The 14,890-nt window shown below is 71.9% G+C and carries 14 protein-coding genes; 7 read left to right on the forward strand and 7 right to left on the reverse strand.

The genetic code is table 11. The features are described from left to right. Window positions 1-79 precede the first annotated feature (79 nt). The 4 genes from IPK24_16135 to IPK24_16150 form a co-directional block, all read right to left on the reverse strand. On the reverse strand, window positions 80-865 hold the full coding sequence (locus IPK24_16135; GenBank protein ID MBK8077049.1) for a methyltransferase domain-containing protein: 786 nt from the start codon (window positions 863-865) through the stop codon (window positions 80-82). 25 nt (window positions 866-890) lie between these two features. Beyond that, on the reverse strand, window positions 891-4,964 hold the full coding sequence (locus tag IPK24_16140) for a DNA polymerase III subunit alpha (protein ID MBK8077050.1): 4,074 nt from the start codon (window positions 4,962-4,964) through the stop codon (window positions 891-893). A 9-nt stretch (window positions 4,965-4,973) separates the two neighbouring features. After that, on the reverse strand, window positions 4,974-5,405 hold the full coding sequence (locus tag IPK24_16145) for a hypothetical protein (protein MBK8077051.1): 432 nt from the start codon (window positions 5,403-5,405) through the stop codon (window positions 4,974-4,976). Window positions 5,406-5,572: 167 nt separating this feature from the next. Then, a complete protein-coding gene (locus tag IPK24_16150) occupies window positions 5,573-5,923 on the reverse strand; it encodes a hypothetical protein (GenBank protein ID MBK8077052.1) in 351 nt (116 codons plus the stop codon). Between the two features lie 508 nt (window positions 5,924-6,431). Here IPK24_16150 and IPK24_16155 point away from each other — a divergent pair. Beyond that, complete coding sequence (locus IPK24_16155; protein ID MBK8077053.1) at window positions 6,432-7,637, forward strand: Fic family protein; 1,206 nt, start codon at window positions 6,432-6,434, stop codon at window positions 7,635-7,637. Here IPK24_16155 and IPK24_16160 read toward each other — a convergent pair. Beyond that, window positions 7,621-8,241 (reverse strand): pentapeptide repeat-containing protein, encoded by a 621-nt coding sequence (locus tag IPK24_16160; GenBank protein ID MBK8077054.1) that lies wholly within the window; start codon window positions 8,239-8,241, stop codon window positions 7,621-7,623. The two genes, IPK24_16155 and IPK24_16160, sit on opposite strands and share 17 nt — an antisense overlap. 117 nt (window positions 8,242-8,358) lie before the next feature. On the opposite strand from IPK24_16160, the gene IPK24_16165 reads away from it, so the two are divergent. From IPK24_16165 to crtI, 5 genes are all read left to right on the forward strand, one after another. Beyond that, window positions 8,359-8,961 carry a LysM peptidoglycan-binding domain-containing protein gene (locus IPK24_16165; GenBank protein MBK8077055.1) on the forward strand — a complete coding sequence of 201 codons (603 nt, stop codon included), beginning with the start codon at window positions 8,359-8,361 and terminating at the stop codon, window positions 8,959-8,961. A gap of 82 nt (window positions 8,962-9,043) precedes the next feature. Beyond that, window positions 9,044-9,541, forward strand: a complete 498-nt coding sequence (locus IPK24_16170) for a YbaK/EbsC family protein (GenBank protein ID MBK8077056.1) — start codon at window positions 9,044-9,046, stop codon at window positions 9,539-9,541. 12 nt (window positions 9,542-9,553) lie between these two features. Further along, window positions 9,554-10,477 (forward strand): alpha/beta hydrolase, encoded by a 924-nt coding sequence (locus IPK24_16175; GenBank protein ID MBK8077057.1) that lies wholly within the window; start codon window positions 9,554-9,556, stop codon window positions 10,475-10,477. Then, entirely contained in the window at window positions 10,477-11,082 is a 606-nt protein-coding gene (locus tag IPK24_16180) for a DUF4126 domain-containing protein (GenBank protein MBK8077058.1), read from the forward strand. Before IPK24_16175 ends, IPK24_16180 begins: the two co-directional genes overlap by 1 nt. A 2-nt stretch (window positions 11,083-11,084) precedes the next feature. Beyond that, complete coding sequence (gene crtI, locus IPK24_16185) at window positions 11,085-12,665, forward strand: phytoene desaturase (GenBank protein MBK8077059.1); 1,581 nt, start codon at window positions 11,085-11,087, stop codon at window positions 12,663-12,665. Here the strand turns inward: crtI and IPK24_16190 are convergent. Further along, window positions 12,649-13,902 carry an APC family permease gene (locus IPK24_16190; protein MBK8077060.1) on the reverse strand — a complete coding sequence of 418 codons (1,254 nt, stop codon included), beginning with the start codon at window positions 13,900-13,902 and terminating at the stop codon, window positions 12,649-12,651. The genes crtI and IPK24_16190 overlap by 17 nt on opposite strands. An 80-nt stretch (window positions 13,903-13,982) precedes the next feature. Here IPK24_16190 and IPK24_16195 point away from each other — a divergent pair, with 80 nt between their 5' ends. Further along, on the forward strand, window positions 13,983-14,474 hold the full coding sequence (locus IPK24_16195) for an NUDIX domain-containing protein (protein ID MBK8077061.1): 492 nt from the start codon (window positions 13,983-13,985) through the stop codon (window positions 14,472-14,474). Window positions 14,475-14,479: 5 nt separating this feature from the next. Here the strand turns inward: IPK24_16195 and IPK24_16200 are convergent, their stop codons facing one another. Continuing rightward, window positions 14,480-14,866 carry a hypothetical protein gene (locus tag IPK24_16200; protein MBK8077062.1) on the reverse strand — a complete coding sequence of 129 codons (387 nt, stop codon included), beginning with the start codon at window positions 14,864-14,866 and terminating at the stop codon, window positions 14,480-14,482. Between the last annotated feature and the right edge of the window lie 24 nt (window positions 14,867-14,890).

Below are 14,890 nucleotides of genomic sequence, written 5' to 3' on the forward strand. Positions count from 1 at the left end.
GTCTGTCCGGTCGCCCGGGTCGACCACCTCGATCGAGCTGGCGGCGACTCACGACCCGCCCCGAACGAACCTCACCGGGTCAGGGACGTTGAGCCACGACGTGCAGTTGCGCGGCGATGGCGGCGAGCTCGGAGTGGGAGAGGTGGTCACCGGCCGCCCGCTCCAGCTCGAGCAGCGCCGCCGCGGCGTCCGGGTCGGAGTCGACCAGCGCGCCCGGCAGCAGATCGGCGAACAACCGGACGCCGTGGATGGCCCGGATCGACAACCCGTCCAGCATCTCCAGCAGGGTCGAGCGGTCGAACCGGCGCGGCACGACGTCGTCGTCCGAGCCCTTCCCGGCAGGATCGTCCAGCAACCTCCGGGCGTCGTGGAACCGACCCGACAGTGCCCGCGCGAGAACGGCGCCGAGTCGTTGCGGCACCAGCAGGCTGAGCAGCCCCTCGGAGCGCAGGGTGGCCACAGCGTCGGCGAGGGCGGCCGAGGGGTCGTCGGTGTACTCCAGGGCGCCGTGACAGAGCACCAGATCGGCGCTCTCGGCCCCGAGCAGGCCGACCAGCTCACCGGCGTCCCCCTGCAGGGAACGGACCCGGCTGCCCGCGTCGGCCTCGGCGACGCGCCGCTGCAGTGCGGCCAACGCATCCGGGCTGGGGTCGACCACGGTGACCCGGTGACCGAGGGCGGCCAGCGGGACGGCGAATCCCCCGGTGCCACCGCCGACGTCGACCACGTCCAGCGGGCGACCGAGCGCCGCACTGCGTTCGGCGGCGAGGGCATCCAGCAGATCCCAGACCACCGCGGTCCGGACGGCGGTACGCGGGTCGGTACGCAGGCTCCAGCGGCGGGAGCGCGAGGGGTCGTCGGGCACGAGGCCCACCCTAGAGCGAGTTGGTTCATCGACCGCTGCTTCCCGGGCTGGAGTGCCACAGCTTGCGGTTCGGCGTCGAGCGTCCCGACGCGGTGCGCGCCTCGGGTGTGACGTCACCGTCCTCGGCCGCGACGACGCGCCGGGTGTCACGTACCTCGATGCCCGGGGTCTGCAGATCGGCGTAGGGCGACTGCACGTAGCCGGTGGGGTGAACCAGGATCCGGCGCAGGTGCGCGGTGCCCCCACCCATGCCGCCGGCCCGCTCGCGACGTCCGCCGATGCGGGGATCACGGTCACCGGACGGCAACCCGGTGGCGGCGTCCGAGGCGGCAGCGGCCTCCCACTCCTGCTCGGCCGTCCGCACGAACCCACCTCCGAAGGCCACTGCCGGTGGCCGGAACCCCTCCCGGTCGGCGTTCTCACCGGCGGGTGCGCCCGCACTGTCCGGGGTGGCCATCAGCTGTTCGACGGCCACCAGCCCGCCCTCGGTCCAGGCGTCCCAGAGCACCGGCAGCTCCCAGGCCCCGGTCGCTCGCAGCGAGACCCCGCGGTGCCCGGTGCGGCGCAGCACCCCCCGCACCACCAGCAACCAGGAGTGGAACACCGTGGCGGCATACGGCCCCTGGACGTCCTCGAAGAAGGTGGCGTCCACCGGGCCTGTGGTGTCGTCCAGCGTGAGGAAGACCACGCGCCGTCCGGATCGGATCGGGGGGGTCTGGGTGGCGACCTTGACCCCGGCGATCAGCAGTTCGGCACGGCTGCGCCGACTCAGCAGGTCACGCGATCGAGTCACCCCGAGCTCGGTCAGCAACGGGGTGTAGAAGTCGAGCACGTGCCGGCTGACGTCCAGCCCGAGGATCTCGAGCTCGGCCCGGGTGCGTTCGGCGCTGGTCATCTCGGGCAGCCCGGTGGGCCTGGTCTGATTCGGCGCATCGCCCAGGTCGAGGGTGAGCTGCACCTCGTGGTCGGCCACCGCCGGCGCCCGCCGCGGCGCCCGCGACTGGCTCGCCGCCGCCGCCCGTACGGCATCGGGCCGCTGACTGAAAGGGGAGCCGCGGCCGGGAACGGACGGGGCGTTCGCGGCAGCGACGTCAAGCGAAGCAGTCGCCGAGCGAACGGCCCGTCCGTTCCCGGCCGCGGCGGTCGACCTGCGCACCGAGCGGCTCCATCGGTCGAGTTCGGCGACCTGCAGCAACAGGTCGCGGCGGGTGAGCCGGTCGCGGCGACGAATCGGCAGGGCGGTGCCCAGGCCGTAGAGGGAATCGAACGCCCCGGCCAGCACCAGCCGCTCGACCACCGGGCGGCTGGTCGCGGCCCGGTGCCAGAAGTCGGCCAGGGTGGCGTACGGGCGGGCAGCGATGATCCGGCTGACCTCGGCCTGGGCGATCCCCTTCACCTCGGTCAGCGGCAACCGGATGCCGTACCCCCGTCCGTCCGGCAGGTCCTGGCCGGGGTGGGGAGCGTCGTCGGGATCGACCCGCTCGACCCGATAGGTGTCCTCGGAGGCATTGACGTCCAACGGCAGGACAGCGATGCCCAGATTGCGGGCGTCGTCCAGGATCAGGCGTTTGGGGTACATCCCCGGGTCATGGGTGAGCACCCCGGCCAGGAAGGCCGCGGGGTGATGGGTCTTGAGCCAGGCCGACTGGTAGGTGGGCAAGGCGAAGGCCGCGGCATGCGCGCGGCAGAACCCGAACGAGGCGAAAGCCTCCAACACCTGCCAGATCCGGGTGACGGTGGCCTCGTCGTACCCGCGGGAGAGCGCCTTGGGCACGAACCACTCCTTGACATGACCCTGACCGTCGCGCGAGCCCATGGCCCGTCGCACCTCGTCGGCCTCGGCCAGGCTGCACCCGGCGATCCGGGAGACGATCTGCAGCACCTGTTCGTGGAAGACCACCACACCACTGGTCTCGTGCAGTGCCTCCTCGAGGTCGGGGTGCAGGTAGCTGACCTGGTCCCAACCCTGCCGTGCCCGCAGGAACGGGTTGATCATGTCGGACTTCACCGGCCCGGGACGGAACAGCGAGATGTCGATCACGATGTCGGTGAAGGTCTGCGGGCCGAACCGGCCGATGAGCTCACGCTGCCCGGGCGACTCGATCTGGAAACACCCCAGGGTGTGCGCAGTACGGATCATGCGGAAGGTGGGCTCGTCGTCCAGCGGGACGGCGTCCAGCTCGATCCGATCGTGGTCGACTCGGTCGACCTCGCGTAGGGCGTAGGCCATCGCCGACTGCATCCGGATGCCGAGCACGTCGAGCTTGAGCAGGCCGAGCTCTTCGACGTCCTCCTTGTCGAACTGGCTCATCGGCAACCCCTGCCAGCTGGCCTCGACCGGGGTGCGGTCCAGCAGACCGGCATCGGACAGCAGCACCCCACAGGGGTGGAGCGCGACGTGACGGGGCAACCCGTCGAGCCGTTCGACCAGGTCGAACAGCAGGTCGAGCCGTGAGGAGTCCAGCCCGGCGGCGCGCAGTTCGGGCAGCTCGGTCAGGGCATCGCGTACGTCCCGCGCCCGGATGTGCGGAAACGCCGTGGCGATGGTGGCGACCTCCGCCTGCGGCATCCCCAGAGCGGCGCCGGCGTCCCGGATCGCGTGACGGACCCGATAGGTGTCCATCATCGAGACGCAACTCACCCGCTCGGCCCCGAACCGGTCGAGGATCTCGGCGTAGACCTCGTCCCGGCGAGCCGACTCGACGTCGATGTCGATGTCGGGTAGCTGCGCCCGCAACGGCGACAGGAACCGCTCCATCAACAGGTTGTGCCGGATCGGATCCACGCCGGAGATCCCCAGCAAGTGGTTGACCAGACTGCCTGCGCCCGATCCTCGGGCCGCCACCCGGACCCCGATCCCCCGGATGTCGTCGCAGACCATGGCAACGGTCAGGAAATAGGAGGCGTACCCGAGAGCCTCGATGGTGGCCAGTTCGGCCTCCAGCCGATCGGTGACGGTGTGCAGCAGGTCGGTTCCTGCGCCGCGATAGTGCTGGGAGATCGCGGCATCGCATCGCTTGTACAGCGCGGCCAGCGGATTCTCCGCCGGACCCAGGCCGAGCAGGTGGGTCTCGGGGAAGTGCACCGACCCGATGCCCAGGTCGGCGCGTGGGTCGAGTCGACAGCGTCGGGCGAGTGCCCGGGTGTCGGCCAGCAGCCGCGCCCCGGCGTCCGGTTCCCCGGCGGCCTGCGCGATCCGAGCGGCCAGCGCGGTCATCTCGGCCGGTGAGGCCAGATGTCCCTGGGTCGTGGTGCGGTCGAGGTGACGGGTGCCGAGCGGCACCAACCGGCGCGCGGCGTCCAGCACGTCAACGGTGATCGCACCGTCCGGCGTGGCGTGCCGGACGGCATTGCTCAACACCGCGGGCAGCCCGGCGTCACGGGCCAGCGCCAGCATCCGGGCGGCATGGGTGAGACTGCCGGGGGTCTGGGGCGGACCGTCGTGACAGACCACCTCGACGGCGAGGCCACCGGCGGGCAGAACGGCGACCCACTGGTCGAGCACTGCCCGTGCCAGGTCGAGGCGACGGGCCAGCACGGCCCGGCCCACCTCGGAGTCGGGACCGAGCAGCACCGTCAAGGCTGCCGGTGCCGTGAGCACCGTGGCGGGCGAGGCGAGCCGGGCGTGCTCGGCGATGAGGCCCGCAGTGCTCACCGGCCGGCCCCGTTCACCCCGCAGGTGGGTGGCCGAGACCAGGCGGCACAGCCGAGCCCAGCCCTCGCCGGAGAACCGCCCCTGCCGGGCGTCCGCCCCCAGCGCGAGCACGGTGACCCGGGGATGACGAGGGTCGACCTCGGCACCGCCCCGCACCGGGGTCCGACGCCGGGTGACGGGAGCAGCAGACGACCCGTTCCGGCGGGGCGGCACTCCGAGCTGCGGCCTCACCGACTCGACCGCGAGGTCCACTCCGAGCACGGGATCCAGGCCCATCCGCTGACAGGCCTGAGCGAACTTGACCGCGCCGTACAGACCATCGCGGTCGGTCAGCGCCAGGGCGGACATGCCGTGCTCGGCAGCCAGCTCGACCAGCGTGGCAGGGGTGGACGCGCCGTACCTCAGGGAGTAGCCGGAGGCCACGTGCAGGTGGGTGAACGGCACGTCGCCCCCTCAGGTGCAGATGGGCAGGGCCTCGGGCAGCACCGGGTACTGCGGCAGCCCGAGGATCCCCTCGACCACGTGCTGGAACGCCTCGGCGTCACGCAGCAGGTCGTCGGCCTCGCGCGGGGTGACCGCCGATGCCCGGCCGGACTCGATGGCGGCGCGCCGCCCCGCCGTCGCCTCGAAGAACGAGGCCCACTCGCCCAGCTCGGGCGCCACCCGGGGCAGCAGCTCCCAGACGCTGCGCGGACCACCACGGCTGCTGCGCCCCCGCACCGCGAGCACGGCCGCTGCAGCGCGCAGAGCTGCCAGATGGGCCGCGACGTACCGCTCCCCCGCCGTTCGGGCGGCACAAGCCTGCAACAGACCGGCTGACGAGCGATCGATCAGGGTGAGTGCACTCGAGGAGACCGGGGGCCTGCTCAGGGTGATGGCGGTCATGTCTGGTCCCTCCGTCGTGGCCCCGGCGGGTGCCGGGTCCGTGAGTCGATCCGTCTGGTGCTGCTCGTGCTGGTGCTGGTCGTGCTGGTGCTGCTCGTCCTGGGCCGGGTGACTCTCGGTACTGCTCCCCTCGTGCCCGTCCGGCACACCGGGGGCGGACATGACGGTCAGTCCGCGATGCGCAGCAGGCGCCACGCGCCGATGTCCGGCTGGATTCCGGTGTCGTGGCACAGGTCGTAGACCCCGACGAGCTCACTACCCCGCCGGCTGGCTTCCACACGCCAGACCTCGTACTCCTCGGCGAGCGGCAGGGAGGCGCCGAGGTCCAGCCCGCCGGACGTCGCCGGACCGGACCCGGTGAGTACCGCCCGGGCCGCCGGACCGGACCACCACGCCCGCCGCTCACGCCAGTGGCCGAGCACATCCCGCACCACATAGCGAGATCCTCGCCACCGGAAGGCAGCCGGCTGAGTGCCGACCACCCCCACGTGCACGTTCTCGATGAACCGACGCATGATCACTCCCCTGCTCACGGACTCGCTGGCGGCGAGCCGGACGACGTCCTGTCATCTCCGGGGAAGCGGAGCCGGTGGCCTCGGGCGGGAGTGCTTCCCCACACCCCACCCGAGGCACCGGGTGACCGATCCGTGACGGGGCGGGGTCGAGTCGCCCCGCCACGAATCAGTCGATCGAGCTGCCGGTTGACCCCCGCCTCCCGACGAGAACCAGCGCCCCGATCAACTTCTCGAACACGCGTTCGAATGACTCGACTCTACCTCGCGACGGGCGCATGTCAACGCCAACCGAACGATGGATTCGACAATCCCCCGAGTGACCCGGGCGTCGCCGGCGAGGCGTGTCACACGACCTGCCAATCGCCCCACCGGCCACACTCGTCACACCCCAAGACCCACCAAGCCCCACCCGCACTCCCCTCGATCACCCCCTCCACCCACCCGAACAAACGTCACCTCGGCGTTCTATAGTTACGGTTGACTTCACGTAACGTCAGTTCTTGGAGGCCACATGACGGTTCTCGACTGGCCGGCCCTGGGCCGTGAACTCCGGCCCTGGAGCTCGTCGCTGTCCGAGTTCGACCAGGTCGAGGTCGCCACGGTGCCCGCGATCGCCGTCCGGCCGGTGGTGCTGGCCCCGGCCACCACCGGCACCACCGCCGCCGCCCACGCCGCCGTACGCCTGCTCGACGACACCACCACCGTCGACCTGACGGCCCTGGCCGGGGCACTGTTGCGGTCGGAGTCGGTGGCCTCCTCCAAGATCGAGCACCTGGAGGCCAGCCAACGCGACCTCGGCATGGCCATGCTCCGGGGCGTGCCCGTGCACACCGCGGCAGCTCACGTGGCGGCCAATGTGCGCGCCATGACCGCCGCCGTGGCACCACCGCTGACCGATCTGCCGTATCACGTCGTCGATCTACTGCACATCCACCGGCTGCTGATGGAGGCCGATCCCTACGAGGGCGGCTGGGCCGGGCGGCTGCGCACCATGCAGAACTGGATCGGCGGCGGGGAGTTGACCCCGCACGGAGCCCTGTTCGTCCCGCCGGCGCCGGACCGCGTCCCCGGACTGGTCGATGATCTGGTGCGCTTCTGCAACCGCACCGATGTCGACCCGATCGCCCAGGCCGCCATCACCCATGCCCAGTTCGAGACCATCCACCCCTTCACAGATGGCAACGGGCGTACCGGGCGAGCCCTGGTGCACGTCGTCCTCCGCCGACGCGGGCTCACCCGACGCACCGTCGTCCCGGTCTCGACCGTGCTGCTGGCCGACGTCGAGGGGTACTTCACCGGCCTGGACGACTACCGTGCCGGACGACTGGACGCCTGGGTGACCCGGTTCGCCGCAGCCACCACGCGGGCCGCCTCGTCCGGGCTGCGGCTGGCCACCGACCTCGCGACATTGCGGGTGCGCTGGCACGAGAACACCAGGGCGCGCCGCGGGTCGGCCGTGGCGACACTGCTCGAGGCCCTGCTCAGCCAGCCCGTGGTCGACATCGACTCGCTGCGCGTGCTGACCGGGGGCGTCGCCGACAAGAACATCTACGCCGCGATCGGACGGCTCGAGACCGCCGGTGTGCTCACCGAGCTGTCCGGCGGTGGCCGCAACCGGGTCTGGGCCGCCGTCGGCGTCCTCGAACTGCTCGAACGACTGGAGAGCGAGCTGGGCCGACGCTCCCTCGGTCCTCGCCCCGTCAGTCCTCGACCCTGATGCCCAGCGCCGACGCCAGCGCCGGGGCGATGTCGAACAACTGACCATGATCGATCACCGCGCCGCGTAACCGCTCCCACCCGCGGGACAGCCGGATCGAGCTGCTGCGTAGGTCCACCCGGTCCAGCTCGGCCCGACTCAGGTCCACCGCCTCCAGTGTGCAGCGCTCGAACCGCACGTCGGTCAGCCGGGCATCGGCGAGATCCACCTCGCGCAACCGGCAGTCGACCAACTGCAGCTCCTGCCAGTGGGCCTGACGCAGGTTGACCCCGTCGAGCACGCACCCCCTCAGGGTCAGCCGGCGCCACGTCACGCCGAACAACTCGCACCCGGCCACCGAGCACTCGTCGAGCCGGCTGTTGTCCCAGCGGCTACGCCCGAGTGCAACGCCGATCATCCGGATGCCGGACACCCGGCAGTCCCGCCAGGTGGAGCGCTCCAGCCCGGTCCCGGTGAACCTGCCCGCGGTGATCTCGACGTCCAACAGCCGCATGCCGGATGCCGCCACCTCCCCGACGTCCAGGCCCGTCAGCCGCACGTCGTCCAGCTCACCGTCCGGCTGCCAGGCCGCGCCCGCCGCAGAGTTGTTCGCCGCAGTGGTCATGGACAGCATCCTGACGCACCACGGCTGCCATCGGTGCGCGGCAGACCATGGTCAACCAGGAGGCGGACAGGGCCGCTCTGCTCTAGGTTCGACACACGCAAGGATCGGGAGCAGCCGATGGCGCCCGGATCGAACCTCGATCGAGTTCGCCCGGTGCCATCGCCGCCACACCCCATCGACATCCCCACCGAGAGGAAGCCCGAGGACATGGGCCTGTTCGACAAGATCAAGGACGCGATCACCACGGATGACGCGGAGCGTGCCGAGAAGGCCAAGGAGGCCGCCGACGAGGCGCAGCAGGCCGCCCAGGAGGCTCAGGCCACCGCGGAGGCCGCCCGCAAGTCCGCCGAGGATCTGGCCGCCAAGGCCGACCCGGCAGCTGCAGCTGCAGCCGAGGCCGCTCACGAGGCCGAGGCGGCGGCCGCAGCCGCCGCGACCGCGGCCGCCACTCAGCGGGAGCTGGACGAGTCCATCGCCGCCAAGAAGGCCGAGGAGGCTGCCGCCGCGCATGCCGCCCACGAGGCACACGTCGCCCACGCGGCACACGCCGAGGCCGCCGCCGCGCCCACCACTCGGACCTACACCGTGGTCAAGGGCGACACCCTCAGCGAGATCGGCCAGAAGTTCGGGGTCGACTGGCGCGAGATCGCCAAGGTCAACCACATCGCCAACCCCGACCTGATCCACCCGGGCCAGGTCTTCACCATCCCGAACGACTGAGCTGACGCCCGAACGACGGAACTGACGCGAACGGGGCCGGGCCGGCACAACGGCCCGGCCCCGTTCGCCTACCCTCGCTGACATGACGATCCACGACCACCCCGCCGTCGCCCGGGTGCGCGACGCCCTCGATCGCGCCGGAGCCCACGGTGAGGTCGTCGTCCTCGATGATCACGCCCGGACCGCCGTGGCCGCCGCCGAGCAACTCGGCGTCCAGGTCGCCCAGATCGCCAATTCGCTGGTCTTCGCCGTACCGGACGCCGACGCGCCGGATGGTCGGCGTCCGATCCTGGTGCTCACCTCGGGCGCTCACCGGGTGGACACCGGCAAGGTGGCGGCCACCATCGGCGTGGCACGACTCGATCGGGCCGACGCCGACTTCGTGCGCGAGCGCACCGGATTCGTGATCGGCGGGGTCGCCCCCGTGGGGCATGCCGAACCGGTCCAGACCCTGGTCGATCGGGCATTGTCCGAGTATCAGCAGGTCTGGGCCGCCGCCGGACACGCTCGGACGGTCTTCCCCACCAGCTACGACGAGCTGGTGCGGATCACCGGTGGGACGCCGGTCGAGGTGGCCTGAATAGTGTCCCCGGTGCCTTCCCCGACGCCGACGACCTCGCCCACCGACATCGGTGCAGCCGTCGAACTGCTGAGCGGACCGCCGACCGAGGTCGCTCGCGGTCTGGCGATCACCCGCCTGGGACGAACCCCCGGCACCGCGCCGACAGTGCTGCTGATCCACGGCGTCGGCGCGGCACGGGTGGTCTGGGCACCCGTGCTGCCCGAGTTGGCCCGCCACTACGACGTCCTGGTGGTGGACCTGCCCGGCCACGGCGCCTCGACTTCCCTGGACGGCGCCGACCCGACCTGTCTGGCGGTGGGACGCCGGGTGGCCGCATCGTGCGCGGAGCTGGGCGTCGTCCGGCCACACCTGGTCGGCAACTCCTTGGGCGGCTGGATCGGACTCGAGATGGCCGCGGACGACGCCGCCGCCTCACTGGTTGCCCTGGCCCCGGCGGGACTGCGGATCCGTCCGGTCAGACCCAGCCCGGTGCTGCTGGCCAACCGAGCGTTGGCCCGGCGCACCGAGCGGATCGCCGGCGCCCTGATCGACAACGCCCTGATGCGCCGCCTCGTGTTCGCCACCGGCAGCAGCAACCCCGCCGCGCTGCACCCCGGCGTCGCCCGGGGCATGGTGCACGCGCTGGCACAGAGCACGGCGTACGAGGTGATGCTCGACGCCACGTCCCGGCGCCGGTTCGAGCGCAAGGCCCAGGTGCACGTGCCGACCGTGGTGGTGTTCGGCGATCGCGACCTGATCCTGCCGCCGGCGAACCAACGCCCCGAACTCGCGCCGGCCCATGCCGAGTGGCAACGCTGGGAACGCTGCGGCCACGCCCCGATGTGGGACCACCCGCAGCGCACCGTGGAGCTGATCCAGCACACCGTGGCCGCCGCGCCGCGCCGGCCGAACGATCCGGTCACCCAGGCGACCACGGAACCCGGCGAGGGTTGATGGACGTCCTGCCCTGGATCTTCAGCAGCGGATGGGCGAGCGGGCTCAACAGCTACGCCGTCGTCCTGTTGCTCGGGGTCTTCGGTCGGTTCTTCGGCGCCGACGGGGTACCGCCGGCGCTGCAGCGCACCGACGTGCTGATCGCGGCGGCGGTGCTGACCGCGATCGATCTGATCGCCGACAAGATCCCCTACCTCGATTCGGCCTGGGACACGGTGCACACCGTGATCAGACCGGGCATCGCAGCCGCCGTCGCAGCCCTCATCGCCGGTCAGGCCGGAACGTTGAACGAGGCCGTGGCCGCCGGCATCGCCGCGGTGACCGCGCTGGCCAGCCACACCGTCAAGGCGGGGATCCGGGCAGCGGTGAACACCTCCCCCGAGCCGGCCAGCAACCTGGTGATCAGTACCGCCGAGGACGCGACGGTGGCCGGCGTGGTCACCCTCGGGGTGCTGTACCCCTGGGCCGCGGCGGTGGTCGCCGGGGTTCTGCTGGTGATCGGCGCGCTGCTGGTGACCGTCCTGCTCCGGGTGATCCGCTCGTTCAGGGCGCGCCGACGAGCCCGGACGGTGGCCAGGGACCCCGACGCCGGGCACGATGTCTGACCATGGCCCGCGTCGTCGTCATCGGAGCCGGACTGGGCGGACTGACCTGCGCCGTCCGACTGGCCCTCCGCGGGCATCAGGTGGTGGTGTGTGAACAGGCCGACACGGTCGGCGGCAAGCTGGGTTGGTTCAGCCGCGACGGCTTCTCGTTCGACACCGGCCCGCAACTGCTGACCCTGCCGGCGGTGTACCGCGACCTGTTCGCGAACAGTGGCGCCCCGCTGGACGAGGTGCTGAACCTGCAGCCGGTCGACCCCGTGTACCACTTCCGGTTCGCCGACGGCGTGGAACTCGACCTGCCGAACGTGTCCCGGCCCCGTATCGCCGCCGCGTGGGACGACGCCCTGGGCGGGGGTGCCGGTGCGGATTGGACCTCCCTCGGCGAGCGCGCCGCCCGCATCTGGGATGCCGTCCGCGATCCGTTCCTGACCAGCCCCCAGGAGGGCCCGCTGGCGCTGGCGCAGCAGGCGCGGCGCAACGGTGACCTGCGCACCCTGGCACCGTGGCGGTCGCTGCGCGGGCTGGGTCGGCGCTATCTGCGCCACCCCCACCAGCGCATGGTGCTCGACCGATACGCCTCCTACGCAGCCTCCGACCCCCGCCGTGCGCCCGCCATCCTGGCCACCGCGGCGTTCGTGGAACAGTCCTTCGGCGCCTGGTACATCGCCGGCGGGGTCCGTGGCCTGGTCGAGGCACTCGCCGAGCGAGCGCGCGAGCGCGGCGTCCAGATCCGCACCGGGTCGGACGTGGTCGAGGTGCTGCTGGACTCGAGCGGCACGGCGCGCGGCGTCCGGCTGAGCGAGGGCGAACTGCTCGAGGCCGAGGTGGTGGTCGCCAACGCCGATGCCACCCACCTCTACCGCGATCTGGTGAGTGGGCAGGACGCCGAGCTGGCCCGGACGACGCTGCGCCGCATGGTGCCGTCGAGTTCGACCTTCACCGTCATGCTGGCACTGCGCGGGCGGCCCGGCCCCGGCTCGCACGCTACGGGAGGATCGGCGTGTGACGCCCACCTGCGGGTGCTGTTCCCGGATGACCCGGACGAGGAGTTCGACGCGGTCTTCGGCACCGGTGGGCACCGCCTGACCGGACCCCGTGCCGCCGAGAACCCGACGATCACGATCAGCGCGCCGGACGACACGGCGCTGCGCCCGGACGCCGACAGTGAGGCCTGGTTGGTACAGGTCGTCGCACCGCGGCACGTGGCGACCGGTGCCGAGGATCCCGCCGCCGGCTGGATCCTCGGCCGTCCTCGCGGAATCGATTGGGCAGCAACGGGTTTCGCCGACTCCTACGCCGACAAGGTGCTGGCGTTGATGGCGGCGCGGGGGGTGGACGTGCGCGAGCGGGTGATCTGGCGTGAGCTGCGCACCCCGGCCGACATCGAGCGCCGTACCCGCAGCGTGGGCGGTGCGCTGCACGGGCCGAGCAGCAACACCAACCGCTCGACCTTCGTACGACCGGCCAATCGATCCCCCGTGCCCGGGCTGTTCCTGGTCGGCGGGTCGTCCCATCCCGGCGGCGGCGTGCCGATGGTGGGGATGTCCGCCCAGATCGTGGCCGACCTCATCGGCGACGCCTGAGCGCGACGCAGCGGCCGACGAGGCCCACCCCCACCACGCCGATCCCGGCGAGCACCGAGCCGATCGGCAGCGAGAACGCCAGCACCAGGCACCCGACCAGCCCGGCCCCCTGCAGCGCGCGCGGCCACCGCCGGTCGGCGTCCGGCTGGGTGAGGGCCGACGCGTTGGCGATCGCGTAGTAGAGCAACACCCCGAACGAGGAGAATCCGATCGCTCCGCGCAGATCCACCGTCAGCACCAGTGCGCAGACCACCACGGCGAGAGCGATCTCGGCGTGATGCGGCACCCGGAACCGAGGGTGCACCGCAGCGCACCACGGCGGCAGGTCGCCCTCGCGCGCCATGGCCAGGGCGGTCCGGCCGATGCCGGCGATCAGGGCCAGGAGCGCACCCGAGGCGGCGAGGGCGGCACCCAGTCGCACCAACGGGGTCAGGGCCGAACGATCCGCCGCCTCCAGCACCGTGGTCAGCGGGGACGACGAGGCCGCCAGCGCCGGGGCACCCGCCACCACCAGGGCGGTCACGGCGATCACGGCGTACACAACGACGGTCGCCGCCAACGCGAGCGTGATCGCCCGCGGAATGGTGCGCCGCGGCTCACGCACCTCCTCACCCATGGTCGCGATGCGGGCATACCCGGCGAAGGCGAAGAAGAGCAACCCGCCCGACTGCAACACCCCGGACACCGAGGTGTTGGACCGCAACGGATTCGGCACGGCGTGGACGACGTCCGGTGCCGTGAGCGAAGCCACCACGACCACGGCCATCACGATCGCCGTCCCCCCCACCAGCACCCGGGTGAGCAGTGCGGTGCGGGTGATGCCGCGATAGTTCAACGCCGCCAGAGCGAGCACTACGGCGACCGCCACCAGGCGCTGTCGCCACAGCGGACCACCGACCGCGTAGGCGGCCACGGTCAACGCCATCGCGGCGCACGAGGCGGTCTTGCCGATGACGAACGCCCAGCCGGCAGCGAAGCCCCACCACGGCCCGAGCCGCTCCCGCCCGTAGACGTAGGTGCCACCCGAGGTCGGGTAGGCCGCCGCCAACTGGGCCGAGGAGGTGGCGTTGGCGTAGGCCACCGCGGCGGCGATGACCAGCCCGATCAGCAGCCCGGCGCCGGCGGCCCGAGCGGCCGGCGCCCAGACCGCGAACATCCCGGCACCCATCATCGATCCCATACCGATGACGACCGCGTCCGCGGTGCCGAGGCGTCGGGCCAGGGCAGGTTCGCTCACGGCTCCATCGTGACGGCTGGTCCGCCGCCTGCCCAGACCCGGTGCCGGCCCGGGTGCGGCACCGCCTAGGGTTGTCGCTCGTGCCGATCCCCGAGTTCATCGTGTCCCTGCGCGAGAAGATCGGCGGCCACCCGTTGTGGCTGTCGGGCGTGACCGCTGTCGTGCTGCACGACGATCAGGTACTGCTGGCGTTGCGCTCCGACACCCGGGAGTGGACCCCGGTCACCGGGATCATCGACCCCGCCGAGCAACCGGCCGACGCGGCGATCCGTGAGGTGGCCGAGGAGGCTGCGGTGCACGCCATCGCCGAGCGGCTGGTGATGGTGCACGTCACCGACCCGGTCGTCTACGCCAACGGCGACCGGGCGCAGTACCTCGATCTGGTGTTCCGGATGCGTTGGGTCAGCGGTGATCCCCACCCCGAGGACGGCGAGAACCTCGAGGCCCGTTGGTTTGCCCTCGACGATCTGCCCCCGATGGCGGCCACCATGAGGGTGAGAATCGAGGCCGCCCTGGACGACGAGCCCGCCGCGCGCTTCCTGGTCACCGGAGAGGCACTCACCACCGGGTGAACGCGCTACGGCACGTTCCCGGTCCGGAGGCCGTCCTCGGGTAGCAGGCCGAACACGTTGCCCTCCGGATCGGCGTAGTCGGGCGTCCCCCACGGCCGGTCCAGCACCGTGGCGCCGAGCGCTGCCAGCCGGTCCGGCTGGCCGTCCAGGGAGTCGACGGTGAACAGCAGTTTGACCGGCACGTCCTCGCGGGGCGCGGGCGGTGAGCCGAGCTCGAGCTCGGCCACCATCGCCGCAGGAACGGCATGCACCGCGAAGTCGGTGCCGTCCAGGTCGAACCGCGCCCATCGGCCGCCCTCGTCGACCTCGGCCCTCACGCCGAGCAATCCGCCGTAGAACCTCACCAGGCGGGGCAGATCCGTGGCGTAGAGCATGGCGGTGTGGATGCGCATGATCGTCACCCTACGACGCCGGTT

It is taken from the genome of Kineosporiaceae bacterium (genome assembly GCA_016713225.1).
GTDB lineage: Bacteria > Actinomycetota > Actinomycetes > Actinomycetales > Kineosporiaceae > JADJPO01.

Excerpts from the sequence above, each read along its gene's own strand:
- IPK24_16145 (MBK8077051.1), bottom strand. The coding sequence starts at position 5,405 with ATGACCGCCATCACCCTGAGCAGGCCCCCGGTCTCCTCGAGTGCACTC.
- IPK24_16155 (MBK8077053.1), top strand. The coding sequence starts at position 6,432 with ATGACGGTTCTCGACTGGCCGGCCCTGGGCCGTGAACTCCGGCCCTGG.
- IPK24_16160 (MBK8077054.1), bottom strand. The coding sequence starts at position 8,241 with ATGACCACTGCGGCGAACAACTCTGCGGCGGGCGCGGCCTGGCAGCCG.
- IPK24_16165 (MBK8077055.1), top strand. The coding sequence starts at position 8,359 with ATGGCGCCCGGATCGAACCTCGATCGAGTTCGCCCGGTGCCATCGCCG.
- IPK24_16170 (MBK8077056.1), top strand. The coding sequence starts at position 9,044 with ATGACGATCCACGACCACCCCGCCGTCGCCCGGGTGCGCGACGCCCTC.
- IPK24_16180 (MBK8077058.1), top strand. The coding sequence starts at position 10,477 with ATGGACGTCCTGCCCTGGATCTTCAGCAGCGGATGGGCGAGCGGGCTC.
- crtI (MBK8077059.1), top strand. The coding sequence starts at position 11,085 with ATGGCCCGCGTCGTCGTCATCGGAGCCGGACTGGGCGGACTGACCTGC.
- IPK24_16200 (MBK8077062.1), bottom strand. The coding sequence starts at position 14,866 with ATGCGCATCCACACCGCCATGCTCTACGCCACGGATCTGCCCCGCCTG.